The 21,706-nt window shown below is 70.9% G+C and carries 23 protein-coding genes, 1 pseudogene and 1 riboswitch; of the genes and pseudogenes, 10 read left to right on the forward strand and 14 right to left on the reverse strand.

From position 1 onward, the window contains the following. Positions 1-11 precede the first annotated feature (11 nt). The 7 genes from ACFXJ8_RS04745 to ACFXJ8_RS04775 all read right to left on the reverse strand — a co-directional run bounded on the left by ACFXJ8_RS04745 (position 12) and on the right by ACFXJ8_RS04775 (position 7,771). Positions 12-1,571, reverse strand: a complete 1,560-nt coding sequence (locus tag ACFXJ8_RS04745) for a serine/threonine protein kinase (protein ID WP_379642435.1) — start codon at positions 1,569-1,571, stop codon at positions 12-14. Then, complete coding sequence (locus ACFXJ8_RS04750) at positions 1,571-3,064, reverse strand: zinc ribbon domain-containing protein (protein ID WP_379642436.1); 1,494 nt, start codon at positions 3,062-3,064, stop codon at positions 1,571-1,573. The genes ACFXJ8_RS04745 and ACFXJ8_RS04750 overlap by 1 nt, the downstream gene beginning before the upstream one ends. A 247-nt stretch (positions 3,065-3,311) precedes the next feature. Next, positions 3,312-3,950, reverse strand: coding sequence for an adenosylcobinamide amidohydrolase (locus ACFXJ8_RS04755; RefSeq protein WP_379642437.1), 639 nt, complete (start codon positions 3,948-3,950; stop codon positions 3,312-3,314). Further along, on the reverse strand, positions 3,947-4,711 hold the full coding sequence (locus ACFXJ8_RS04760) for an ABC transporter ATP-binding protein (protein ID WP_379642438.1): 765 nt from the start codon (positions 4,709-4,711) through the stop codon (positions 3,947-3,949). The genes ACFXJ8_RS04755 and ACFXJ8_RS04760 overlap by 4 nt, the downstream gene beginning before the upstream one ends. Then, entirely contained in the window at positions 4,708-5,739 is a 1,032-nt protein-coding gene (locus tag ACFXJ8_RS04765; protein WP_379642439.1) for a FecCD family ABC transporter permease, read from the reverse strand. The genes ACFXJ8_RS04760 and ACFXJ8_RS04765 overlap by 4 nt, the downstream gene beginning before the upstream one ends. After that, positions 5,736-6,710: an ABC transporter substrate-binding protein gene (locus ACFXJ8_RS04770; RefSeq protein WP_379642440.1), complete on the reverse strand. Its 975-nt coding sequence runs from the start codon at positions 6,708-6,710 to the stop codon at positions 5,736-5,738. Before ACFXJ8_RS04770 ends, ACFXJ8_RS04765 begins: the two co-directional genes overlap by 4 nt. 72 nt (positions 6,711-6,782) lie before the next feature. Next, a riboswitch (cobalamin riboswitch) is annotated at positions 6,783-6,903 on the reverse strand. 7 nt (positions 6,904-6,910) lie between these two features. Continuing rightward, positions 6,911-7,771, reverse strand: coding sequence for a Gfo/Idh/MocA family protein (locus ACFXJ8_RS04775; RefSeq protein ID WP_379642441.1), 861 nt, complete (start codon positions 7,769-7,771; stop codon positions 6,911-6,913). 68 nt (positions 7,772-7,839) lie between these two features. Here ACFXJ8_RS04775 and ACFXJ8_RS04780 point away from each other — a divergent pair, with 68 nt between their 5' ends. Next, positions 7,840-8,496 carry a hypothetical protein gene (locus tag ACFXJ8_RS04780; RefSeq protein WP_379642442.1) on the forward strand — a complete coding sequence of 219 codons (657 nt, stop codon included), beginning with the start codon at positions 7,840-7,842 and terminating at the stop codon, positions 8,494-8,496. A 42-nt stretch (positions 8,497-8,538) separates the two neighbouring features. On the opposite strand, the gene ACFXJ8_RS04785 is transcribed toward ACFXJ8_RS04780, so the two are convergent. Beyond that, the gene (locus tag ACFXJ8_RS04785; RefSeq protein WP_379642443.1) at positions 8,539-9,483 is read right to left on the reverse strand and encodes a zinc-binding dehydrogenase; all 945 of its coding nucleotides are present in this window, start codon (positions 9,481-9,483) and stop codon (positions 8,539-8,541) included. 281 nt (positions 9,484-9,764) lie between these two features. Between ACFXJ8_RS04785 and ACFXJ8_RS04790 the strand changes: the two genes are divergently transcribed. After that, positions 9,765-10,346, forward strand: coding sequence for a histidine phosphatase family protein (locus ACFXJ8_RS04790; protein WP_379642444.1), 582 nt, complete (start codon positions 9,765-9,767; stop codon positions 10,344-10,346). Positions 10,347-10,352: 6 nt separating this feature from the next. Here ACFXJ8_RS04790 and ACFXJ8_RS04795 read toward each other — a convergent pair whose 3' ends face one another. The 3 genes and pseudogenes from ACFXJ8_RS04795 to ACFXJ8_RS04805 all read right to left on the reverse strand — a co-directional run bounded on the left by ACFXJ8_RS04795 (position 10,353) and on the right by ACFXJ8_RS04805 (position 11,762). Beyond that, on the reverse strand, positions 10,353-10,610 hold the full coding sequence (locus ACFXJ8_RS04795; protein WP_379642445.1) for a hypothetical protein: 258 nt from the start codon (positions 10,608-10,610) through the stop codon (positions 10,353-10,355). A gap of 95 nt (positions 10,611-10,705) precedes the next feature. After that, positions 10,706-10,942 carry a DUF397 domain-containing protein gene (locus ACFXJ8_RS04800; RefSeq protein ID WP_358124437.1) on the reverse strand — a complete coding sequence of 79 codons (237 nt, stop codon included), beginning with the start codon at positions 10,940-10,942 and terminating at the stop codon, positions 10,706-10,708. Then, positions 10,943-11,762 (reverse strand): annotated as a pseudogene (locus ACFXJ8_RS04805) (helix-turn-helix domain-containing protein). It abuts the gene before it with no gap. 225 nt (positions 11,763-11,987) lie between these two features. On the opposite strand from ACFXJ8_RS04805, the gene ACFXJ8_RS04810 reads away from it, so the two are divergent. Continuing rightward, entirely contained in the window at positions 11,988-12,497 is a 510-nt protein-coding gene (locus tag ACFXJ8_RS04810; protein ID WP_379642446.1) for an ATP-binding protein, read from the forward strand. A gap of 240 nt (positions 12,498-12,737) precedes the next feature. Next, a complete protein-coding gene (locus ACFXJ8_RS04815; protein ID WP_379642447.1) occupies positions 12,738-15,140 on the forward strand; it encodes a helicase-associated domain-containing protein in 2,403 nt (800 codons plus the stop codon). On the opposite strand, the gene ACFXJ8_RS04820 is transcribed toward ACFXJ8_RS04815, so the two are convergent. Further along, positions 15,124-16,059, reverse strand: a complete 936-nt coding sequence (locus ACFXJ8_RS04820; protein ID WP_379642448.1) for an ABC transporter substrate-binding protein — start codon at positions 16,057-16,059, stop codon at positions 15,124-15,126. The two genes, ACFXJ8_RS04815 and ACFXJ8_RS04820, sit on opposite strands and share 17 nt — an antisense overlap. Between ACFXJ8_RS04820 and ACFXJ8_RS04825 the strand changes: the two genes are divergently transcribed. Genes ACFXJ8_RS04825 through ACFXJ8_RS04835 form a run of 3 tightly spaced genes read left to right on the forward strand, consistent with a single transcriptional unit; the run spans position 16,004 to position 18,701 of the window. After that, on the forward strand, positions 16,004-16,876 hold the full coding sequence (locus ACFXJ8_RS04825; RefSeq protein ID WP_379642449.1) for a FecCD family ABC transporter permease: 873 nt from the start codon (positions 16,004-16,006) through the stop codon (positions 16,874-16,876). The genes ACFXJ8_RS04820 and ACFXJ8_RS04825 overlap by 56 nt on opposite strands. Further along, positions 16,873-17,886 carry a FecCD family ABC transporter permease gene (locus ACFXJ8_RS04830; protein ID WP_379642450.1) on the forward strand — a complete coding sequence of 338 codons (1,014 nt, stop codon included), beginning with the start codon at positions 16,873-16,875 and terminating at the stop codon, positions 17,884-17,886. The genes ACFXJ8_RS04825 and ACFXJ8_RS04830 overlap by 4 nt, the downstream gene beginning before the upstream one ends. Beyond that, positions 17,886-18,701 (forward strand): ABC transporter ATP-binding protein, encoded by an 816-nt coding sequence (locus ACFXJ8_RS04835; RefSeq protein ID WP_379642451.1) that lies wholly within the window; start codon positions 17,886-17,888, stop codon positions 18,699-18,701. Before ACFXJ8_RS04830 ends, ACFXJ8_RS04835 begins: the two co-directional genes overlap by 1 nt. A gap of 9 nt (positions 18,702-18,710) precedes the next feature. On the opposite strand, the gene ACFXJ8_RS04840 is transcribed toward ACFXJ8_RS04835, so the two are convergent. Then, positions 18,711-19,334 (reverse strand): TetR/AcrR family transcriptional regulator, encoded by a 624-nt coding sequence (locus tag ACFXJ8_RS04840; RefSeq protein ID WP_379642565.1) that lies wholly within the window; start codon positions 19,332-19,334, stop codon positions 18,711-18,713. Positions 19,335-19,379: 45 nt separating this feature from the next. On the opposite strand from ACFXJ8_RS04840, the gene ACFXJ8_RS04845 reads away from it, so the two are divergent. Together ACFXJ8_RS04845 and ACFXJ8_RS04850 are read left to right on the forward strand one after the other, a co-directional pair. Continuing rightward, a complete protein-coding gene (locus ACFXJ8_RS04845) occupies positions 19,380-19,715 on the forward strand; it encodes a rhodanese-like domain-containing protein (RefSeq protein ID WP_379642452.1) in 336 nt (111 codons plus the stop codon). Between the two features lie 77 nt (positions 19,716-19,792). Beyond that, positions 19,793-20,725: an endonuclease/exonuclease/phosphatase family protein gene (locus ACFXJ8_RS04850; protein WP_379642453.1), complete on the forward strand. Its 933-nt coding sequence runs from the start codon at positions 19,793-19,795 to the stop codon at positions 20,723-20,725. Here ACFXJ8_RS04850 and ACFXJ8_RS04855 read toward each other — a convergent pair. Beyond that, complete coding sequence (locus tag ACFXJ8_RS04855) at positions 20,712-21,284, reverse strand: DUF1349 domain-containing protein (protein ID WP_379642454.1); 573 nt, start codon at positions 21,282-21,284, stop codon at positions 20,712-20,714. The genes ACFXJ8_RS04850 and ACFXJ8_RS04855 overlap by 14 nt on opposite strands. 98 nt (positions 21,285-21,382) lie before the next feature. Between ACFXJ8_RS04855 and ACFXJ8_RS04860 the strand changes: the two genes are divergently transcribed. Continuing rightward, positions 21,383-21,703: a GroES family chaperonin gene (locus tag ACFXJ8_RS04860; protein ID WP_379642455.1), complete on the forward strand. Its 321-nt coding sequence runs from the start codon at positions 21,383-21,385 to the stop codon at positions 21,701-21,703. Positions 21,704-21,706: the final 3 nt, after the last annotated feature.

Raw genomic sequence — 21,706 nt, forward strand, 5'->3', positions numbered from 1 at the left:
CCAAGTCAGGCTCAAGTGAGCGCGACGCTGGTCCTGATCTTCGCCAGCAGCGCGGGGTCGCACGCGGCCGGCGCGCAGAAGTAGAGGAAGAGCGCGGGCCTGGTCGGGGTGTCGACGAGGTAGCCGGTCACGTTGAGCGCGCCGGTGGTGGTGGAGCTGCGCATGATGCCCTCGAACTTCGTCGCCTTGCGGCCGGCGAGCAGCGCCTCGGTGGGCTCCTGGGTGACGGTGACCTTGCCGGGCAGCATCGTGTTGAGCGTGTCCTGTATGCCCTGCAGGTCGGCGCTGGGGTCGAGGGTGTCGGCCAGCGTGACGTACACACCGGTGGCGTCGGTCGGCTCCAGGGCGTCGACCTGGCTCCAGTCGGCGCCCGCGCTCGCCGCGAACAGCGAATCGAACTGGGGAGCGCTCGGCGAGGCCACCGCGAACAGGTCCGCGTGCGTCCTGGCCGTCCAGGAGTCCGGGTACTCGAAGGTCATCGGCACGCCGGTGGTCGGCTTGTAGGTGAGCATGCCCTCGCCGCCGCTGGACAGGACCAGCACCACGGCCACCGCGATCGCGGCGACGGCGGCGCCCACACCGCCCAGAATGTAGGGCAGCTTCCTGCGTCCGCCCGGCTTGGCCGCCTTGGGCTTCGGCCTGGCCGCGGGCTTGGGGGGCTTGGGAGGTTTGGCCGTCTTCCTGGCCGGCTTGGGCGCCGACACCGGCTGCTGCGGGCGGGTGGGCGCGTACTCGCCGCTGATGGCGTCGCGCAGCGCGCCGACGAACGCCGTGCACGTGGGATAGCGCTGGTCGGGCGACTTGGCCAGCGCCTTCATCATCACGCCGTCGACCTCGAGCGGCAGCTCGGGGCGCAGGTGTGACAGCGGCGTCGGCGACTCCGCCAGGTGGGCCCACAACAGCGCCACGTCGTTGTCGCGCTCGAAGGGCATGCGGCCGGCCAGTGCCTCGTAGACCACACAGGCCAGCGCGTACTGGTCGGCACGGCCGTCGATGTGCTCCTTGTTGATCTGCTCGGGCGACATGTAACGCGGGGTGCCGATGAACTGGTCGGTCTGCGTCAGCCCGGTGATCGAGGTGCGGTGCTTGGTGATGCCGAAGTCGGTCAGGTAGACGTGGTCGCCCGCGAGCAGGATGTTGGCGGGCTTCACGTCACGGTGGATCAGGTCGTGCGCGTGGGCGGCGTCGAGGGCCGCGGCCACCTGCGCGGCGATGCTGTTGACCTGTCCGACAGGCATCGGGCCCCTGTCGTAGATGAATTTGCGCAGGTCGAGACCGTCCACGTAGCGCATCGAGATGTAGAGCACGCCCTGCTCGTCGGAGTTGGCCTCGTAGATCGGGATGATGTTGGGATGCTCGATGCTGGCGACGGTCCTCGACTCCAGGATGAAGCGCTGGCGGAAGCGGTCGTCCACGCTGAGGATGGGATTGAGGATCTTCAGCGCCACCCGGCGGCTGAGGCGGGGATCCAGCGCAAGGTAGACCACCGCCATGCCGCCTTTGCCGATGACGTCCTCGATGTAGTAACCGGCGACCTCCTGGCCGATCAGCGATCTCTCGTTCAAGTGCATCACGTTTCGATTGGGTGGCCGCAGTAGCCACAGAACCGGTGCGCGGGGCCCAGTTTCATACCGCATGACGTGCAGAACTTCACCTGTTGCTGTGCGGTCAGCACAGGTTGTTGCGGTTGGTGTTGCGGTTGTTGCGATGGAACGACGGGGAAGGGCTGGGATCGTCTGACCATCATGGTCGGGTTGGCGCCGTCATCGGGAGGACCGGTGGCCAGTTGCATCTCCTGCGGTGGCAGCTCCTCCTGCTCCTCCTCCTCGAGCGCCCGACGTCGCCGCCGCCACAGCAGCAGCGCGAGCCCCGCGGCCAGGGCGAGCACGAGCGCGGCTCCGGCGATGAACGGCCACAGCGGGATCGTGGTGCTCGGCTCCGGCGCGGCCTTGCGGGCGCCGATGTCCGCGGCGGTGCCCTTCTTGGTCAGCGACTCCTTCAGGTGCGCCGCGGCCACGGGCTGGCCGGGGTAGAGGTCGAGCACCCGCTGGAACAGGGGCGCGGCGGCGGTGTAGTTCTTGGTGTGGAAGCGCTGCAGCGCCGCCTCGAAGGCCCCGTCGACCGTCCCCCTGCGCGCGGGCGTCTTGGCGACGGCGAGCGCGGAGGTGATCTCCCGCACGCCGATCATCTTCGCCGTGGCGCCGCCGCCGACCAGCAGGCCGATAACGTGACCGTCCTTGTCACCGATGACGGGCGCGCCGCGCAGGCCCTGGTCGATCAGCTTGCCGAGCTTGACGGGCTCGTCGACCTTCTTCTGGGGGTCGGTGAAGACGCGGCCGCCCTCACCCGCGCCGCCCTGACCCAGGTGGCCGATCTCGAGCTTGAGCGCCTGGTTCGGTGCGGGCCTGCCGAGGAATCCGGCGATCGAGGTGGGCGAACCCGCCTTGTCCGGCACCTTCTCGGCCAGCGGCGCGGTAGGCAGCCCGATCCCGCCGTCGGCCCTGGACGTCGGCCGCAGGACGGCGGGGCTGTCGGGGCTGTCGCCGAGCTTCACGACCTCGGCCTTGAACCCACGCCCGTCAGCGGGAGTGATGTTCGGGAAGATCGTGATGTCCTGTTTGATGTCGACGATGCAGGTCGACATCTTGCTCTTGAGGTCGTAACAGAGCTCCAGGTGGTGGTTGAGCGTCTCGTCGTCGACCTTGTGCTTGGCGAAGTCGGCGGGGATGTCGGCCTTGTGATAGTCGGCGAACACCCTGTTCGCTGCGTAGACCCCCAGGTCCTTGTCGGTGTTGACCACCTGGGTGAGCGTGACCAGCGTGCCGTCGGGGTTGACCACGGTGCCGGTGCCGACGCCGAGGGGCAACTCGTAGCTGCGCTCGATGTGCAGCAGCTCGCCCACGTGGTCGAGCAGCGTGATGTCGATCAGCGCCTTGGTCTCCACCCTGACCACCGCGGGGGTGACCAGGTCGGTGATCCCACTGGGATGCTCATGGGCCGACGCGGCGGGCGCGCTCAGCAGCACGAGGCCGACCGCGACTCCTGGCACTGCGAGACGCCTCATATCGAGCTCCCTCCTTACGACAGAACCAGAGTCCCAACCGCCCACCGAAAGTCAATCCTGACAAGCGCTTGCTTGAGTCCTACCGTATCGACGTGGAGTACCAGACAGGGGTGGTCGGTGCGGCGGGATGCACGTCGCCACGTGTCCGCGCACCGGACGACCCCCCTCACGGGCATCGTTTCCAGTATCTGACCAAGTCCGCGCCGACGCCACCCCCCTCCTGGTCAGGAGCACCAGGAGGGCTCGGCTACGGCTTGTCGCGGGGACGCCACTCGGCGGCGCCCTGCCGTACGGCCGCGTGGACGGCGCGGGCGAGCCTGGAGCCGTAGTCGGAGCGCGGGCCGCCGAACAGCTCCTCGGGGCCCGACGCGGGCACCGCTACGCAGACGGCGTCGGAGGCGGTTCCCGTGCAGGGGAAGCCCGCCTCGACGAGCGCCTGGGTCTTGGCCTCCGTGGCGGTCATGACCGCGTTGACCAGAGCCGCGTCGGTCATCGCCACGGGAACGGTGATCATGAGGTTGATGGTGCCGACCCGCATCGGCGCCAGCTCGGGGTCGAGGTGGCCGGCAGGGGCGGCGGCCCAGGTGGGCACGCGCAGGCCGACGGTCGCCACCGCCTCGACGCCGCCGTCGGAGGCGGTCGTGTAGCGGTCGACGGAGGCGGCGGTCATCATGCCGACTCCCTCTCCCCCGGGACCTAGCGAGGTCAAGTGGTCGACCGGGTCCATGCGTGAATACCCGGCGACGACCTGGGCGTTCAGCACCCAGGAGCGGGGGCCGATGCCGCCGCCGAGCATGGCCGAGGAGATCATCCGCCAGCCCGGCCCGAACTCCCACAGCAGCGAGCCGAGCCTGGCCCCGTCCTCGACGCGATACGACAGCTTCAACGGCCCCTCACCAGGTGAACGACGGGCCGCCCGTCGGGGCCCGGCTCGATCTTGACATGCGCGTCGAAGTGCCTGCCCACCAGCTCGTCGGTCAGCACCTCGACCGGCGTGCCCGAGGCCACCGCGCGGCCTTCGGCGACCAGGAGCAGCGTGTCGGCGTACTGTCCCGCCAGGCTGAGATCGTGCAGGGTGGTGACGACGGTCAGTCCGTCGGCCAGCCGCAGCTGGTCCACCAGTTCGAGGACCTGCTGCTGGTGGCCGAGGTCGAGGGCGGTGGTGGGCTCGTCGAGCAGCAGGACCGGCGCCTCCTGGGCCAGCGCCCTGGCCAGCACGACCCGCTGACGCTCGCCGCCCGACAGGTTCTCCACCCGCCGCCCCGCCAGCGCCGTCAGGTCGAGCCGGTCCAGCACCGAGGCGGTCACGTCCCTGTCGCGCCTGCTCTCCCGCCCCAAATAGCGGATGTACGGCGTGCGGCCCAGCAGCGCGTAGTCGAAGACGGTCATGCCTGCGGGCAGCGCGGGCGTCTGGGGGGCGAAGGCGACCCGCCGCGCCCGTTCTCTCGGCCTGCCGGGCGGCGCCCCGTCGAAGCGGACCGAGCCCTCGCGGGGCACCAAGCCCATGATCGCGCGCAGGAGCGTGGACTTGCCCGCGCCGTTGGGCCCGATCACCGCCAGCCACTCGCCCCGCCGTACCGTCAGCGAGACCTCGGAGAGCACCTGCCGCTCGCCCAGGACCACCGAGAGCCGTTCGGTCTCGATCACAGCTCCGCCTTCCTGGTCATCCGCAGCACCCCCACGAAGAAGGGCGCGCCGACGAAGGCGGTGACGACGCCGATGGGCAGCTCGGCGGGGGCCATGACGGTGCGGGCGATGAGGTCGGCCAGGACGAGGAACGCGCCGCCGCCGATGAGCGAGAGCGGCAGCACGATCCGGTACGAGCCGCCCGCCAGTCTGCGCACCACGTGCGGGACGACGATGCCGACGAACGCGATGAGCCCGCTGACCGCGACGGCCGAGGCGGTGGCCAGGGAAGCGCCGAAGAGCACGGCCAGCCGTACCCTGGCCGCCCTGACGCCCAGGGCGGTGGCCTCCTCGTCGCCGACCGACAGCACGTCGAGCATGCGCCCGTGCAGCAGGAGCAGGACTGTGGAGACCAGCGCGTACGGCGCGACCAGCGCGAGCTGGTCCCATCCGCCGCTGACGTCGCCGAGGATCCACGAGTAGATGCGCCGCAGCTCCTCGACCTTGAGTTGCTGGACGAAGGTCTGGATGGCGGTGAGGAAGGACGTGACGGCCACCCCCGCCAGCACCAGGGTGGCGGTGCCGCCCGAGCGGCCCGCGGCGTTGCCGAGGGCGTAGGCGAGGAAGACGCCGCCGACCGCGCCGGCGAAGGCGGCCAGCGGGATGCTCGCGGCGTTGCCGGGCAGGAGCACGATCACCACCGTGACCGTCAGGCCCGCACCCGAGGCCGCGCCGAGCAGGTAGGGGTCGGCCAGCGGGTTGCGGAAGACGCCCTGGTAGCCGCCGCCCGCGATGGCCAGCAGCCCTCCGACCGTGGCGGCGACCAGCACGCCTGGCAGCCTGATCTGCCACAGCAGGTCTTGTTCGATGGGGGCGAGCCCGGAATCGACGTGGATGCCGGGCAGCCAGTCGGCGGCCTGGAGCACGACCTGCCAGGGCGAGATGCCGGCCGCGCCGCCCAGCAGTCCCGCGATCATCGAGATCACGAGGACCACGAGGGCGGCGGCGACCCACAGCGGTCTGGCCCTGGCGGGCACGCGCGGCTTCACTGGCTCGCGTCGGCCTTGCGTACGGCCTCGCCGATCGCGGTGGCCAGGTCCACGATGCGCGGACCCCACCGGGAGGCGATGTCGTCGTCGAGCTGGATGACGCGGTCGTTCTTGACCGCCTTCAGGTTCTGCCATCCTGGCCGCTTGGCCAGCGTCTCCTTGCTCTGCTGGCAGCACTTCACGTCGGCCAGGAAGATCAGGTCGGGGTCGGCCTTCGCCACGAACTCCGCCGACAGCTTGGGATAGCCGCCGGCCGCCTCGGGAGCCTTGTCGGCCACGTTGACCAGGCCGAACATGCCGTAGATCTGGCCGATGAACGTGGTGGAGGTGGCGGCGTAGGGCGTGGTGTCGAGCTCGTGGTAGTAGGTGAGCTTCTTGGCCTGCGGCGCGGCCGCGGCGAGCTCTTCCAGCTTGCCCTTCATCCCGGCGACGACCTCGTCGGCCTTGGCCTTGTTGCCGGTGGCGACGCCGAGGTCGACGATCTCGTCATAGGCCTCGTCGATCTTGGTGGCGGCGGGCTCCACCAGAACGGGGACGTTCACCTTGGCGAGCTGGGCGGCGACCTTGTCGTCCGAGGCGACGACGAGGTCGGGCTTGTGCGCGATGATCGCCTCGACGTTCGGGTTGAAGCCCGACAGGTCGGTCTTGGGGGCGTCCGCCGGATAGGTGGACATCTCGTCGACTGCGATGACCTGGGGGCCCGCGCCGATCGCGAACAGCGTCTCGGTGGCGGTCGGCGAGATCGAGACGATGCGCTCGGGCTTCTTGGCGATGGTGACCGCGCCGTTGCCCGCCTGCACGGTGGCGGGGAAGGCGGCGTCCTGCGCGGCGGGGGCGCTCGATGCGGGACTGGGGGCGGGTGCGGAAGCGGGGGCGGAAGCGGGGGCGGAGGTGGGGGCGGTCTGGCCGCAACCGGCCAGGACGACCGTTCCCAGCAGCGCGCCCGCGAAGACCGTGCGTACGGGCCTCACGAGTAGTCCTTTCACACTGTCGGAACCGAGAGACCCGCGAATGTGCGACGGATCACCCTTTTCCACGAGGGTTGATGACGTCGGCGCGGCGGCAGGCGACCTGGCTATGACAGTTGCGGGACAGCGCCGGATTCACACCGGACTTCGCTGCAACGCTGCGCGTCGGACAAACGCTATCAATCCTCCGCGCAAGGCCGAAGTCAAGGGGTGGTGAGCTGGGCCTCCGCCTCGGCGATGATCTCCTGCAGGTGCAGGCCACGCGCCGCGTCGAGCGGGTGGCCGCCGCCCCGCCGTACGGTGGCCGCGAACTCCTCGGCCACCACGTCGAGCGGGTCGTCGTCGAAGGCGGGCAGTTGGACGCTGCCGGCGGCGCCGTACACCTCGACGCGCATGGGAGTGAAGTCGCCCGCGGCGGACATCGACATCGATACTTCGCTGACCGCGCCGCCCTCGTGGTCGAGGAGCAGGCCCATCCACCTGAGCGGGTCGCCGTGGGCGCGCACGCCCACCACCCTGCCGAGGGCGGCGTCGAGCAGGTCGATGACATGTGGCCCGACGTCGAGGAGCGCGCCGCGTTCCAGCCGCCACGGTGTGGCGAACGGCCCGCCGCCCGTGAGCGTGCCTGAGACGGCCGTCGCTTGGCCGCCGAACGCCTCGACCTCGGCGCACCTGGACAGGAACTCCCGCGCCTGCGGCGAGTAGCGCAGCGTGAGCAGCATCTGGGACGGCACGCCCGCCTCCGCCACCGCGCCGGCGAGCCTGCGCGCGCCGTCGAGGTCGGCCGCCAGCGGCTTCTCCAGCAGCAGCGCCTTGCCCGCCTTGGCGGCCAGCACACCGAGCTCGGCCTGTACGGCAGGCGGCACGCAGAAGGCCACCGCCTCCACGTTGTCGAACAGCTCCTCGATCCGCTCGTAGACGGGAGCGCCCAGCCTGGCCGCCGCCTCGGGACGGCGGGCCCACACGCCCGCGAGCCTCGTGTGCGGGCCCTTGGCCAGCATCGGCGCGTGCGCCATCTCCGCCCACGGGCCCGCGCCCACCAGTCCTACCGCCAATGGCTCCATGGGCCTTCACCTTAGATGAGTAGGGGCCTACTCATGCGCCGAGCCCGCGACGGACGGACGCTCTGACCATGACCAGTCTCGACACGACTCCCCGGTCGGGAGCCGACACCTTCGCCCGCTACGCCATGATCACCGCGGCCGTGATCTCACCGCTGACGATCGCCGTGTCCATCCTGCTGGCGCCGGGCGACGTCACCTCCGAAGGAGAGGCGTACGTGCGGCAGTTCGCCGCCAGCGCCTCCGCCTACCCGATGTTCGCCTGGCTGTCGGCGATCAGCGCCATCGCGATCATCCCGGCCGCGCTCGGCGTGGCCAGGGTCGCCCGCAGGGGCAGGCCCACGCTCGGTTTCGTCGCGATGATCCTCGCCTTCATCATGATCGTCCCGGTGGCCGGCGACTCGGACGACGTGCTGTACGCGGGCATCAAGGCCGGCCTCGACCCCGCCGAGCTGACCAAGCTGTACACCGCCTACGGCGAGGGACTGCCGACCTCGGTCCTCGGCATGTCGTTCCTCCTGGGGCTGGTCGGATTCCTGCTGATGGGCGTCGCGGCGCTGCTGGGCAGGAGCGCGCCCGCCTGGGCGGCGATCGCGCTGATCGTGGGTCCCGTGGTGGTTCCCGTCGCGTGGTTCGCCGGGCTGGGGAACGTGTTCGCGGGGGTCGCCTGGCTGGTCATGACCGTGGGGATGGGCGGCGTCGCGCTCGGCCTGCTGAACGAACGCTGACCCGGGCCCGGCCGATCGGAGGGGCTCGGCCGGGCCACTCGGTCAGGGGATGAGGACGACCTTGCCGCTCGTCGCGCGGCTCTCCAGTGCCGCGTGGGCCGCCGCCGCCTCCGCCAGCGGGAACGTCCACACCTCGGGGACCAGGCGGCCCGACGCCGCCTCCGCCAGAGCCCGTTCCTCCAGCTTCCGCAGCCCGCCGGGCCAGGCGAGGATCCGCTCGATCGCGTAGATCGAGGTGATGTCCTTCGCCTTCACCTCCTCGGGTGTGGGCCCGTCCGTCGCCTCGCGGGAGGCGTTGCCGTACGTGATGTGCCGCCCGCCGGGAGCCAGCAGTGAGAACGCCTCGCGGCCCCGGGTCCCGCCGACGCCGTCGAACACCAGCGTCACCTGCCCGACCTGGGAGCCCCACCCCGGCACGTCGTAGTCGACGGCCCGCCCCTGCACGGTCGCCACCTTCGCGGGTCCGCCGGCCGCGCCGACGACCTCGGCGCCGATGGCGCGGGCGTGCTGGACGAGCAGCCTGCCGATGCCGCCCGCCGCGGAGTTGACCAGGACGACGTCGTCGGCGGTGGGTGCGCCCAGTTCGATCAGGGCCATGGTGGTGGTGCCCGTCACGATCATGGCGACCGCCTCCTCGAACCCGAGCCCGTCGGGTACGGCGTGCAGATCCTCCACCGCGGCGACGCTCAGCTCGGCGTACCCGCCTGGCCTGCTCGTGCCGGTGACCACCCTGCGCCCGATCCACGACTCGTCGACACCGGGGCCGACGGCGTCCACCACACCCGCCACCTCACCGCCGAAGATCGTCGGCAGCTCGGGGACCGGCGGCCCGATGGTGACGCCGGTACGCAGGAGGGTCTCGATGAGGTGCACGCCCGCGGCCTTCACCAGGACCCGCACCTCGCCCGCTGCGGGGACGGGGTCGTCGACGGTCTCGTAGGTCAGGTTCTCCGCGGGCCCGAAGGCGTGCAGGACGACGGCGCGCATGGGGATCTCCATCCGATAGGCGGCTCCGGACCCCACGATGCAACCTCAAGCTGACTTGAGGTCAACCGCGGCGTGGGGCCGAAGAACGCGCGGGGGCGGCGCGGGAATGGGAGGGGGCGCGGGAATGGGAGGGGGGATGTGGAGTGCAACGGGTGAGCGGCGTTCCATGACGACGCGGACCCTCGCGATCGTCCTCGACGGGTGGCGGGCGAGGGGCGGACCACCGACTGGGTTGACCCGGGGAGATCGGGAAGGCGGCGGTCGGCGATGATGGTCCTGATATGGATGAAATGATGCTCTTGAGACACGGCGAGACCGAATGGAGCAGGACGGGCCGGCACACGGGCCGTACCGACCTGCCTCTGACCTCCACCGGCGAGGACCAGGCCAGGGCGCTGGCCCCGCTGGTGAAGGCGCGCTCGTTCGACCTGGTGCTGGTCAGCCCCGCCACCAGGGCCCGCCGTACGGCGGAGCTGGCCGGGCTGGCCGACTACGAGGTGGACCCCGACCTGTGGGAGTGGGACTACGGCGGCTACGAGGGCATCACCACCCCGACGATCCGCGAGAGCCGTCCCGGCTGGTACCTGTGGCGCGACGGCGTGATCCCCGGCGACGCCGACCATCCCGGCGAGAGCGCCGAGCAGGTGGCGGCCAGGGCCGACAGGGTGATCACGCGGGCGAAGGCCGTGGAGGGCCAGGTGGCGCTGGTCGCGCACGGACACTTCCTGCGCGTGCTGACCGCCAGGTGGCTGGGCCTGCCGCCGCAGGACGGCAGGTTCTTCAGGCTCGACACGGGCACCTACTCGCGGCTGGGGTTCGAGCACGCCGAGCCGGTGATCCTCAACTGGAACGCGCCCGTCTGAGGCGGGTCAGGCCACGGCGGGAACCGGTTGGGGCCCGCGCCCCGTCAGCCACTCCAGAACCCGCCGGTGCCCTGAGGCGGCGTCCTCGAAGTGCCCCCAGTGCCAGTAGCGCGGCTGGTCGCGCACCCCTGTCACCCAGGTGCGGTAGGAGACCTCTCCATCGGGTACGGCGGAGCCGACGCCATAGGTGCGGATCACGACCCTGCCGCCCGGTGCGATGAGCACGTCGTCGGCTATCGGGTAGAGCGTCATCTGGTCGATCATGAGGACATCCTGCTCGAGACACGAAACCGGATCATTTCCCGTCCGGCGCACCCGGGTTACGCGGGTGCGCCGGAGGTGAACACCGTGTTAAACCCTCAGACAAGCAGGCCGTCGAACTCCCCGTCCTTCACCCCGAGCACCAGCGCCCGGATCTCGTCGCGGGTGTAGATCAACGCGGGGCCCTCGGGGAAGCGCGAGTTGCGGACCGCGATCCCGCCGTTGGGGAGCTCCGCGAGCTCCACGCAGTTGCCCTGCGAGTTGCTGTAGCGGCTCTTGCGCCAGGCGACCTCGGTCAGGTCGGTGGCGGGCATGCCGTTGTAGGTGTGCTCCATCTACATCTTTCTGAGAAGACCGTCGATGAGCTCCACGGTGCCGCCCGGCGTGGTGCTCTCCACGCACAGCTGCTCCATCGCAGTGAGGTACGGGTCGATGTCCTCACGCTTGTCCAGGTACAGGGCACCCCAGAGCTGTTCGACGTAGACGACGTCCGACAGGTCGGACTCGGGAAACCGCATGATGCTGAACGCGCCCCCTTCGGCGGCGTGCATGCCGTACCTGAAGGGCATCACCTGGATGGTGATGTTGGGGAAGGTCGCCACGTGCAGCAGATGCTGAAGCTGTTCGGACATGACCTCTCCCGCCGATCGTTCTCCTCAGGGTCGCCTCATCGATGACGGCCCACAGGCGGGGGCCGTCCTTGCTGGTGAAGCGTTCCTGTCGCTGCATGCGCAGATGCACGCGCCGGTCGATGTCCTGAGGTGTCGCGTCGGGATTGCCGAGTTGGTAGACCGCCCTCGCGTAGTTCGCCGTCTGCAGCAGGCCGGGCACGAACTGCACCTCGTAGGTGCGGATCAGGCTGGCGGCCTCTTCCAGTCCCACGTAGGTGGAGAACCAGTGGGGCAGGACGGCTGAGTACTTGTGCCACCACCCGGGGGTGTTGGCTTCGCGGACCATCTCCAGCAGGGCGCGCCGCTCGGCGTCGTCGACGACGCCGTACAGCGTGAGCAGGTCTTCCACATCACGTGTCTTGAAGCCGACGCGGCCGAGCTCCATGCGGCTGATCTTGGACTCGGAGGCCCTGATGTGGAATCCGGCCACATCGCGGGTGAGTCCGCGCTGCTCGCGCAGGCGACGCAGGCTGGCGCCGAGCATGATGCGCCGTACGGTTGAGCCTGAACCCGGCGGATCCATGGACACGTGCTGCTCCTTGGTCGTTTCCGTACCACACAGTCTGTCACTTCGCGCCCCAAAGATCATGGGTCGCGGAAAGATCCCCCCTTTGTCGGCCGATTTACCGATACACGGCAAACCGTAGCGGCTGGGAATGGCTTCTGCACGTGCATTCGCTCTTGCACCTGCACGAGACTCTCCTCCAGAATGATCTACGTGCAGTCCACCAAATCCCTCGGCCTGTGGACCACGCTCGACTGGTGGCCCCCGGTCGGCTGGTGGCCCGAGGCGGCGCGCGACCTCCTCGTCCCCGGCACCGCGATCGGCGCCAGCGCGACGTTCGTCCTGCCTCCCGCGGCCTCCTCCGTCCACTCCGCCCGCAGCTTCACCGCGGGCACGCTCGCCGGCTGGGCCATGGGCGAGCTGGTCGACAGCATGGAGTTGGTGGTGTCCGAGCTCGCCACCAACGCGCTACGCCACGGCCTGACGCTGGACGAGGTCCGCCACCACGAGCCCGTGCGCATGTCGCTGGTGCGCAGGGGCGCGCTGGTCACCTGCGCCTTCACCGACCCGGCCGCCGCCGTGCCCGTGCTGCGCTACCCGGGGCCGCTCGACGTGGGCGGGCTCGGCCTGCACATCGTGGAGTCGCTGAGCCTGCGCTGGGGCTGGTCGGCGCTGTCGCCGTACGGGAAGATCGTCTGGGCCGTCCTGTCCTGACGCCGGGTCGTCCCGCCACGACCGGCTCCGGGCCGCCCGATGAGCGGCTCCGGGCCGTGCCCGATGAGCGGCTCCGGGTCGTGCCCGATGAGCGGCTCCGGGTCGTCCCGCCATGAGCGCGAAGGCCCGGACACCCGGGCACTGAGCGCGTATGCTGAGGTCTGCCTCGTAGTGAGGCCCACGTGGATGATCAAGGCTCAAGGCGAGTCCCCGCGCGCGACCCACTGAGAGTGCTGACAGATGGATGATCACCTGCTCGGCTGGCTGCGAACCCTGGACGAAGCGAGACTCGCCCGCGTCCTGTCCAACCGACCAGATGCCATAGCGGCCCCGTGGCCGCGCCGGCTCGACACGCTCGCCCAGCGGCTGGGCAACGGTTTCGCCGTCATGGAGGCGATGCGCGCGCTGCCGCTGCCGTGCCTGGAGATCGCCCAGACGTGCCTCGCGCTCGGTGACGGCGTCACCCCCGAGCGGCTGGCCCGCTTTCTCGACGCGCCCGTCGCGCAGATCGTCCCCTGGCTCGAGGTCGTCTACGACCACGCGCTCGCCTGGCCGGACGCCGACGGCGGCGTCCATCTGGCCACGGCCGTCTCCAGATGGTGGGCCGCCCCGCTCGGCCTGGGCGAGCCGCTCGACCACTACCTCAACTCCTGGACGATCAGCAACGACACGCTGCGGGCCCTGGCCCGCAACCTCGGCCTGCCGCCCCACGGCAACAAGCGCCGCACGATCATCAGGGTGACCGAGGTGCTGTCCGACGGCTCACGGCTGGCGGCGCTGCTGCGCAACGCGCCGGAGGGCACCGACCGGCTGCTGGCCGACTTCGCGTGGGACGGCCCCGTCAGGGAGGTCGACGGCGGCCGGTTCGTCACGCTCGGCACACCGGAGAAGTGGGCGGCCGACCACGGCCTGCTCTACCGTCCCCGTTGGGAGCTGGCGGAGATGCCGCGCGAGGTGGCGCTGTCGATGCGCGGCGCCGCCTACCATCCGCCCTTCACCTCCGAGCCGCCCGAGGTGCCGACGATCCCCGTCGACCCCGAAGAGGTCGACCACCTGATGACGCTGGCCGCGCCCCACGTGGTCGAGCGCTGCGCGGCCCTGCTCGACAACACCGCCAAGACGCCGCTGCCACTGCTGAAGACCGGTGGGGTGGGCGTGCGCGAGGTGCGCAGGGTGGCCAGGGAGACCGGCTGCGACGAGGACGAGACCAGGCTGCTGCTGGAGCTCTGCGCGGTCGCCAGGCTGCTGGCGTGGGATGAGCAGTCGAGCGGGATGGTGCCCACCGAGCGATTCGACCGATGGCGGCTCGACGAGGGCTCGGCCAGGCTGCGGGTGCTGCTGTCGGCCTGGTGGCGGATGGAGCGTTCGTCGCTGCGCAAGGTCGAGGGCAAGTACCTCACCGTTCTCGGCGACGACCAGGGCGGGGCGGCCGTCGCGCGCGTGCGCAGGGCGTTGCTGGGGGTGCTGTCCCACCTGCCGTCCGGCACCGCCTTCGTCGACAGGGGCAGCCTCGTGCGCACCGCCCACTGGCACGCCCCCCTGCTCGACCAGGCGCTGCTGACCGACTGCGCCGCCGCGGTGCTGGAGGAGGCCAGGCTGCTCGGCCTGCTGGCCAATGACGCGCTGACCGACCTCGGCAGGGCGCTGGCCGGGCTGGCGGCCCACGCGGGCGACGAGAACGACGACAGCGTGCCGCTCGTCGAGCACGACCCCGTCCTGGTCGAGGCCTCGACGCGGGCGCTGGCGAGCGTGCGCAGGAGCGCGCTGTTCGGCCCCGACCTGACCGCCGTGGTCACCGGGCCGCCCTCCACCGAGCTGGCCGAGCTGCTCGACCGGGTGGCCGAACGGGAGTCGCGCGGCGCCGCCTCCGTGTGGCGCTTCACCACCGAGAGCGTGCGCGGCGCGCTCGACCGGGGCTACGACGCCGACGAGCTGCTGGCCGAGCTGGGCGCGGTCGGCGTGATCCCGCAGCCGCTGGACTACCTCGTCCGCGACGTGGCGCGCAGGCACGGCGAGGTGACGGTGACGACGGTGGCGTGCATCGTGCAGGCCTCCGACCCCGCCCTGCTGGCCGAGATCGCCCAGCACCGCCGCCTGGCCAGGCTGGGCCTGCGGCTGCTGGCCCCGACGGTGCTGGTCAGCTCCACACCGGCCGAGCGCACGCTGGCCGCCCTCAGGGAGAACGGCTACGCGCCCGTGCCGATCGCCGACACGGGCGAGATCGCCATCAGGCGCACCAGGATCGCCGGCTCGGCCGACCCGCAGAACGGCAAGCTGATCCTGCTGCCCGGCGGGCAGGTGGCCGAGGTGGAGGTGCCCGCGCACGTCCTGGCCGAACCGGCGCCCGACCCGCACGAGCACGCCCGCCGCCTGCTCGTCGCCCAGGACGGGGTCGAGCAGGGCGGGCGCACCTGGGCGATCATCGGGCGCAACGCGACCAGGCTGCCGACCGCCCAGCAGTCGCTGCTGGGCTTCGTGGTCGACCGCGGGGTGCGGGCGGGCATCACGCTGACTGACGGGCTGACCGCGACGATCAGCCACGGCGAGCTGCGGGGCGGGGCGCTCGACGCGTGGTGCGAGGAGGCGGGCGACTATCTGGAGTTCCCGCTGGCGGAGATCGTCGAGGTCAGGGGAGCTTACTAGCTTTCTGCAGGTCGGCGACCAGGCCGTCGAGCAGGTCGGCCCACTTCTGGTAGCTGTAGGGGGTCTCGACCCACATCGGGTAGACCTGGCCCTTGGCCACGGCGGGAAGCTTGGCGAAGGTCGGCTTCTTCTTCATCTCCTCCAGGCCGAGCGCCTGGGTCCTGCTGTCGAACAAAAGCACGTCCGCCTCGTACTTGTCGGCGTTCTCCCAGCTCAGCGCCTCGAAGTAGCCCTGGGCGTCGACCTTCGGCTCGACGATGTCGAGGCCGGAGTCGCTCAGCAGCTTGAAGTCGGGCACCATCTCGGGCGTCGAGACGTACATCGCGTCGGGACTGCCGGAGATCAGCGCGATCTTCAGGCCCTTGGACGAGAGCTTCTTCAGCTCCTCGAGCGCGGCCTCGTAGCGGGTCTTGGCCTGAGTGATCTCGGGGGTGTCGATGTCGGCGCCGAGCTTGGCGGCCAGGTCACCGTACTTGGCGATCACCTCGGTGGCGTTCCTGCCGGTCAGCATGACGCCGGCGGTCGGGGCGACCTTCTCGATCGTGTCCTTGGACTTCTCCGGCACGTACCAGAGCGTGTCCTTCAGGTACATGCTGCTGACCAGCAGTTCAGGCCGCAGGCCGATGTACTGCTCGACGTTGAACTCGTCCCAGACGTTGCCCAGGCCCGTGACCTTGGTGATGTCGACGTTGCCCACCTGGGGGTCGCGCTCGCCGCTGTCGAGCTTGTGCGGGCCGAAGACGGCGACCGGCTTGACGCCGAAGTCCCACAGCGCGGCGGCCGCGCCGACCTGGGCCACGATCGTGGTCGGGGTCTTGGGCAGGTCGATCTTCTTGCCGCGGTCGTCGGTGTAGGAGAAGGGGGTGGCGGCGCCGCTGGTCTGCGCCGCGGCGATCCGCGAGGTGAGGGTGCCGCGCACGATCCTCGGCCTCGGCGTCGGCGCAGCGCTCGGCCTGGCCGGGGCGCTCATGCAGAGCCTCACCCGCAACCCGCTGGCCGACCCTGGACTGCTCGGGATCAACCAGGGCGCGGCGCTCGGCGCGACGCTCGCGATCGGCGTGCTCGGGCTCACCAACCCCGCCGTCTACGTGTGGTTCGCCTTCGGCGGCGCCGCGCTGGCCTCGGCGCTCGCCTACGCGCTCGGCTCGGCCGCGCGTTCGGGCGCCTCCCCCGTACGGCTGGCGCTGGCGGGCGTCGCGCTCGGCATGGTCTTCACCGCCATCTCCCAGGCGATCCTGCGCATGGACTCCCAGGCGTTCGACCGCATGCGGTTCTGGCTCACCGGATCACTGGCCGCCCAGACCGCCGACGTGATCATGCGGCTGGTGCCGTTCATGGTGGCGGGTATCGTGCTCGGCCTGCTGCTGGCCAGGCCGCTCAACGCGCTGGCGCTGGGCGAGGAGGCGGGTAGGGCGCTGGGCGTGGCGGTCGGGCGTACCAGGGTGCTGACCGCCGTCGCGGTCACGCTGTTGTGCGGGGCGGCCACGGCGGGGGCGGGCCCGCTGTGGTTCGTCGGCCTGGCCGTACCGCATGCCGTACGGGCGGTCGTGGGGCCGGACCAGCGGTGGCTGCTGCCGTACGCGGCGGTGCTCGCGCCGGTGGTCCTGCTCGTCGCCGACATCGCCGGGCGCTTGGTCGCGACGCCGGGAGAGGTGCAGGTCGGCATCATGTGCGCGGTGATCGGCGCCCCCGTCTTCATTCTGCTGGCCAGGCGCAGGAGGTTGGCCGCGCTATGACCTCCCCTGTTCGTGTCGGCCCCTACTCGATGCGGCTGGCGCCGCGCGCGTTGCTGGTGAGCCTCGTGCTGCTGGCGGCCGCGGTCGTGCTCGCGCTGGTCGCGGTCTCGACGGGCGAGTTCACCGTGCCCGTCGGAGAGATCGTCACCGCGCTGTTCGGCGAGGGGACACCGGTGGCCGAGCTGATCGTCAGCGAGCTGCGCGCGCCCCGGGTGGTCACCGGCCTGGCCGTCGGCGCCGCCTTCGGCCTGAGCGGGGCGATCTTCCAGTCCCTCACCCGCAACCCGCTCGGCAGCCCGGACTTCATCGGCTTCACCGCGGGCGCGGCGACCGGCGGCGTCGTCGCCGTCATCACGGGCGGTACGGCGGCGCAGATCGCCGGGGGCTCGATGCTCGGCTGCGTGATCTCCGCGGCGCTGGTCTACGGCCTGGCCTTCCGCAGGGGCGTGCAGGGCTACCGCCTGGTCCTGGTCGGCATCGGCGTCAACGCCCTGCTGCTGTCGGTCGACCACTACCTGCTGACCAAGGCGAACATCAACGACGCGGCCACCGCCGGCGCCTGGCTCACCGGCAGCCTCAGCGGTCGCGGCGGGGACCACGCGATCCCCGTGGCCGTGGCGCTCGCCGCGCTCGCCCCCGTCTGCGCGTACGTCTCCAGGCCGCTGCGGATGATGGAGATGGGCGACGACGCGGCCAGAGCCGTCGGCATCAGGGTCGAGCCCGTGCGGGCGGCGGCGATCGTCGCGGGCGTCCTGCTGTGCGGGATCGCCACCGCGGCCGCCGGACCCGTGATCTTCGTCGCGATGGCGGCGCCCCAGCTGGCCAGGAGGATGACCCGCTCACCCGGCGTGACGCTGATCGCCTCCGCGCTGACCGGCGCGGTGCTGCTGACCGCGGCCGACCTGGCCGCCCAGCGCCTGCTCGCCCCCACCCAGCTGCCCGTCGGCGTGCTGACCGCCGCCATCGGCGGCACCTACCTGGCCCTGTTGCTGAGAAAGGAACGCCGCTGATGGCTCGGCTGACCGGCTCCGACCTCACCCTCGCCTACGAGCAGCGGGTCGTGGCGACGTCGCTGAACGTAGAGATCCCCGACGGGTCGTTCACCGTGATCATCGGCCCGAACGCCTGCGGCAAGTCGACACTGCTGCGCGCGCTGGCCAGGATGCTGAGGCCTCGCGCGGGCACGGTGCACCTCGACGGCAGCGTGATCACTTCCCTGCCGTCGAAGGAGGTGGCGCGGCGGCTCGGGCTGCTCCCGCAGACCTCGATCGTGCCCGACGGGATCACGGTGGCGGACCTGGTGGCCAGGGGACGCTACCCGCACCAGCGGCTGATGCGGCAGTGGTCGAAGGCCGACGAACTGGCCGTGGCCGCGGCGATGGCGGCCACGGACGTCGGCTCGCTGTCGGAGCGGATCGTGGACGAGCTGTCGGGCGGTCAGCGGCAGCGCGTGTGGCTGGCGATGGCGCTGGCCCAGGAGACGCCGATCCTGCTGCTCGACGAGCCGACCACCTATCTCGACATCTCGCACCAGATCGAGGTGCTCGACCTGTGCGCCGACCTGCACGAGGCGGGGCGGACGATGGTGGCGGTCCTGCACGACCTGAACCAGGCCTGCAGATACGCCACCCACCTCATCGTCATGCGCGACGGGGTGGTGGTGGCCGAGGGCGAGCCCGCCTCGGTGATGACGCCGACGCTGGTCGAGCAGGTCTTCGACCTGCGGTGCGAGATCATCGCCGACCCGCAGTCGGGGACGCCGCTGATCGTCCCCGAGGCCCGCAGGGCGCACCGGCCCGTGGCGGCGGGGCTGGCGCGCGGCTGACTTCGCGGGTTATCGGACGGGAGCCAGCGCGGCCTGTCTGAGGGCGGCGCGGGCGCGCGGCTCGCCGTACCTGTCCTTCAGTACGGTGGCCGGCTCGCCCGCCAGCACCGCGAGGACGGCATGCGACAGCACCTCAGGGTCGGCGTCCGGCAGCGCCTGGCCCAGCAGGATCGCCACGTGCCGGTGCCAGAAGCCGTAGGCGCCGATCCGGTACCGCGCGCCCGGACTGGCGGTCTCCGACATCCGCACCAGGTCGAGGTGGGCGAACAGGTAGTCGAGGTAGGCCTCGACGAACGCCGCGAGCCGTTCGGCGGGCGCGGCTCCAGGCCCCAGCGGAGGCGGGCCTGACAGGATGCGCTCCTGCAGGTCGCGCTCGCGGGCGTCGAGCAGCGCCACCGCCAGCCCCGATTTGTCGCCGAACCTGCGGAACAGCGTCCCCTTTCCGACGCCCGCCTCGGCGGCGACCGCGTCCATGGAGACCGCTTCCACGCCCCTGTCGGCGAACAGCCTGGCCGCCGCGGCCAGCACCTTCTCACGGTTGCGGGCCGCGTCCGCCCGTTCCTGGGGCGGGCGGCTGCGCAGGATCTCCAGCACCTCGCTTGACGAACCGGACTGCGGTCCGGTAATTTCCATGCCATCCACAAACCGGACTGTAGTCCATTTACTTTGGAGGCCGCAATGACCACCCTCATCACCCGCGAGGAGCTCAAGGCCGCGATCGACGCGGGAGAGGTCACCGTGGTCGACGCGCTCGGCGGCGACTACTACGCGCAGCAGCACCTGCCGGGGGCCATCGCGCTGGTCGAGCGCGACGTCGACGCGCTCGCGGCCAGCCTGCTGCCGGACAGGCAGGCGGCGATCGTCACCTACTGCTCCAACCCCGCCTGCCCCAACAGCCAGGCCGTCGCCAACCGGCTGGAGGCGCTCGGATACACCAACGTGCGCAAGTACCGCGAAGGGATCCAGGACTGGGTCGAGGCGGGCCTGCCCGTGGAGTCCTCGGTCACCGTCTGATGTAAGGACGCGCGGCTGCACCGAGAGCGTCGAGGTTCTTCACGGTTTCTGCACACCCAGCAGGTAGGTTCCGCATCATGATCCGGACTGTGCTCGCCTGGCTGCTGGTCGTGCCGTTCGCCGTGTGGGCGACGCTCAGAGTGACCGGGGTGGACCTCGCCGACCGATGGATCCAGCTGGTGGCGTTCACCCCCTACGTCGCCGCCGCCTCCGTGGTGCCGCTGCTGGCGGCCGGTCTGCTCAGGCGGTGGGCGCCGCTGGCGGTCGCGGTGGTGACGGCCGGGGCTCTGGCGCTGGCCGTCCTGCCGAGATACTTCACCGACGCCGACCCGGCGACCGGCGACAGGACGTTCAAGGTGCTGGCGGCGAACCTGGCCGTCGGCGCGGGCGACACCGCGGAGCTGGTGAAGCTGGTCGAACGGCTCCAGCCGGACGTTCTCGCCATCCAGGAGCTCACCCCCGACGCCATGAAGAAGCTCGACGCGCTCGGTCTGCGCGAGCGCATGCCGTACAGAGTCGACAGGTCCCACACCGGCGTCTGGGGTTCGGGGATCTACTCCCTGCACCCGCTGACCGAGAAGCCGCTGCTCGCGCTCGGCAACTTCCGGCAGGCCAGGGCGGCGGTCAAGGTCAAGGGCGGGCCCGAGATCGAGGTGGTCTCCGTGCACCCGTGCGCGCCCAGCAGCACCGCGAAGATGGCCTGCTGGAGGTCGGGGCTGGCGGCGCTGCCCCGGGCGGGAGGGCAGCTGAAGGTGCTGGCGGGCGACTTCAACGCCACGCTCGACCACTGGCCGGTGCGCGACCTGCTGCGCTCCGGCTACCGGGACGCGGCCGACGTGACGGGGCAGGGGTTCACGGCGACGTGGCCGCAGCAGGGATGGCGGCCCGTGCCGGGGGTGACGATCGACCACGTGCTTGCCGACGCGCGGATGGGGGTGCGCTCCTTCAGCGTCCATCCGCTGTCCAGTACGGATCACCGACCCGTCTTCGCCGAACTCACGCTGCCATGAACGCGGTGATGCTCAGGTCGTCGAAACGGACGGGGAAGCCCTTGCCGACCGGGGCCGCGGCCATCGCGCCCGCCAGCGCCGGAACGTCCGGCGGGAAGTAGGCCAGCCGCAGCATGGCGTCGGGCGCCGCGCCGTCGAGGCCGTAGCCGACGGTCACCGCGTCGCCCTTGCGCTCCAGCGCGAACGTGACGCTCCCCGAGCCGCCCGGCAGCGGCAGCACCGACCAGTCCGACACCTCGCGCGTCACCACGGTGCTGAGGTGGAAGGCGCCGTCGACGTACTCCACGCCCGCCTTGACCCAGTTCTCCTCGTCGATCCGCAGCACCGCGCCCGCCTGGTCGTACTGCTCGGCGTAGTCGGCGGAGAACGTCACCGTCAGCGCGAAGTCGCCCGAGACGATCCGGCCGAACAGGTGGGCGGTGTCGTAGGTGTAGCCGTAGTGGGTTTTGCGCCACAGATCCGTGCCGGGATCGCAGACCAGGCTCAGGCCGTCGTCGGCGGTCCACTCGCGGGGAGGATTGACCCATTGCCAGTCGGAGGAGTCAAAGGCCGTGATCATGGCGGTCATCCTGCCATGCTCACCCGACATATGTGGGTAGATCCCCCGACCCGGCTGTCAGGGGAATCGGCCCTACCGGCCCGCGTAGACTGACATTCGTGGCAGACCCCAAGTTCGAGATCCAGATGCTTCACGACCGGGTGATGATCCGGCTGGAGAAGGACGGCGAGGAGCGGCGCAGCGGCGCCGGAATCGTGATCCCCGCGACGGTCAAGTTGGCCAACCGGCTGGCCTGGGGTGAGGTCTGCGGCGTGGGAGCCAACGTGCGCGCGGTGAAGGTGGGCGACAAGGTCCTGCTCAACCCCGAGGACCAGTACGAAGTCGAACTGCACACCAAGGTCTATCTCGTCATGCGCGAGCGTGATCTGCATGCCGTGGCGACCCATGAGACCGACCACGGCACGGGGCTCTACCTCTGACTT

It is taken from the genome of Nonomuraea sp. NPDC059194 (genome assembly GCF_042754765.1).
GTDB lineage: Bacteria > Actinomycetota > Actinomycetes > Streptosporangiales > Streptosporangiaceae > Nonomuraea.

What these genes read in the sequence shown, in the direction of transcription:
- ACFXJ8_RS04785 (WP_379642443.1), bottom strand. Translation starts at nt 9,483, where the DNA reads ATGCGCGCCGTCGTCCTGCACGCCTTCGGGCCCGCGGAGAACCTGACC.
- ACFXJ8_RS04815 (WP_379642447.1), top strand. Translation starts at nt 12,738, where the DNA reads ATGGATGATCACCTGCTCGGCTGGCTGCGAACCCTGGACGAAGCGAGA.
- ACFXJ8_RS04835 (WP_379642451.1), top strand. Translation starts at nt 17,886, where the DNA reads ATGGCTCGGCTGACCGGCTCCGACCTCACCCTCGCCTACGAGCAGCGG.
- ACFXJ8_RS04790 (WP_379642444.1), top strand. Translation starts at nt 9,765, where the DNA reads ATGGATGAAATGATGCTCTTGAGACACGGCGAGACCGAATGGAGCAGG.
- ACFXJ8_RS04800 (WP_358124437.1), bottom strand. Translation starts at nt 10,942, where the DNA reads ATGGAGCACACCTACAACGGCATGCCCGCCACCGACCTGACCGAGGTC.
- ACFXJ8_RS04745 (WP_379642435.1), bottom strand. Translation starts at nt 1,571, where the DNA reads ATGCACTTGAACGAGAGATCGCTGATCGGCCAGGAGGTCGCCGGTTAC.
- ACFXJ8_RS04750 (WP_379642436.1), bottom strand. Translation starts at nt 3,064, where the DNA reads ATGAGGCGTCTCGCAGTGCCAGGAGTCGCGGTCGGCCTCGTGCTGCTG.
- ACFXJ8_RS04840 (WP_379642565.1), bottom strand. Translation starts at nt 19,334, where the DNA reads ATGGAAATTACCGGACCGCAGTCCGGTTCGTCAAGCGAGGTGCTGGAG.
- ACFXJ8_RS04780 (WP_379642442.1), top strand. Translation starts at nt 7,840, where the DNA reads ATGACCAGTCTCGACACGACTCCCCGGTCGGGAGCCGACACCTTCGCC.
- ACFXJ8_RS04830 (WP_379642450.1), top strand. Translation starts at nt 16,873, where the DNA reads ATGACCTCCCCTGTTCGTGTCGGCCCCTACTCGATGCGGCTGGCGCCG.
- ACFXJ8_RS04775 (WP_379642441.1), bottom strand. Translation starts at nt 7,771, where the DNA reads ATGGAGCCATTGGCGGTAGGACTGGTGGGCGCGGGCCCGTGGGCGGAG.
- ACFXJ8_RS04845 (WP_379642452.1), top strand. Translation starts at nt 19,380, where the DNA reads ATGACCACCCTCATCACCCGCGAGGAGCTCAAGGCCGCGATCGACGCG.
- ACFXJ8_RS04855 (WP_379642454.1), bottom strand. Translation starts at nt 21,284, where the DNA reads ATGATCACGGCCTTTGACTCCTCCGACTGGCAATGGGTCAATCCTCCC.
- ACFXJ8_RS04795 (WP_379642445.1), bottom strand. Translation starts at nt 10,610, where the DNA reads ATGATCGACCAGATGACGCTCTACCCGATAGCCGACGACGTGCTCATC.
- ACFXJ8_RS04850 (WP_379642453.1), top strand. Translation starts at nt 19,793, where the DNA reads ATGATCCGGACTGTGCTCGCCTGGCTGCTGGTCGTGCCGTTCGCCGTG.
- ACFXJ8_RS04810 (WP_379642446.1), top strand. Translation starts at nt 11,988, where the DNA reads ATGATCTACGTGCAGTCCACCAAATCCCTCGGCCTGTGGACCACGCTC.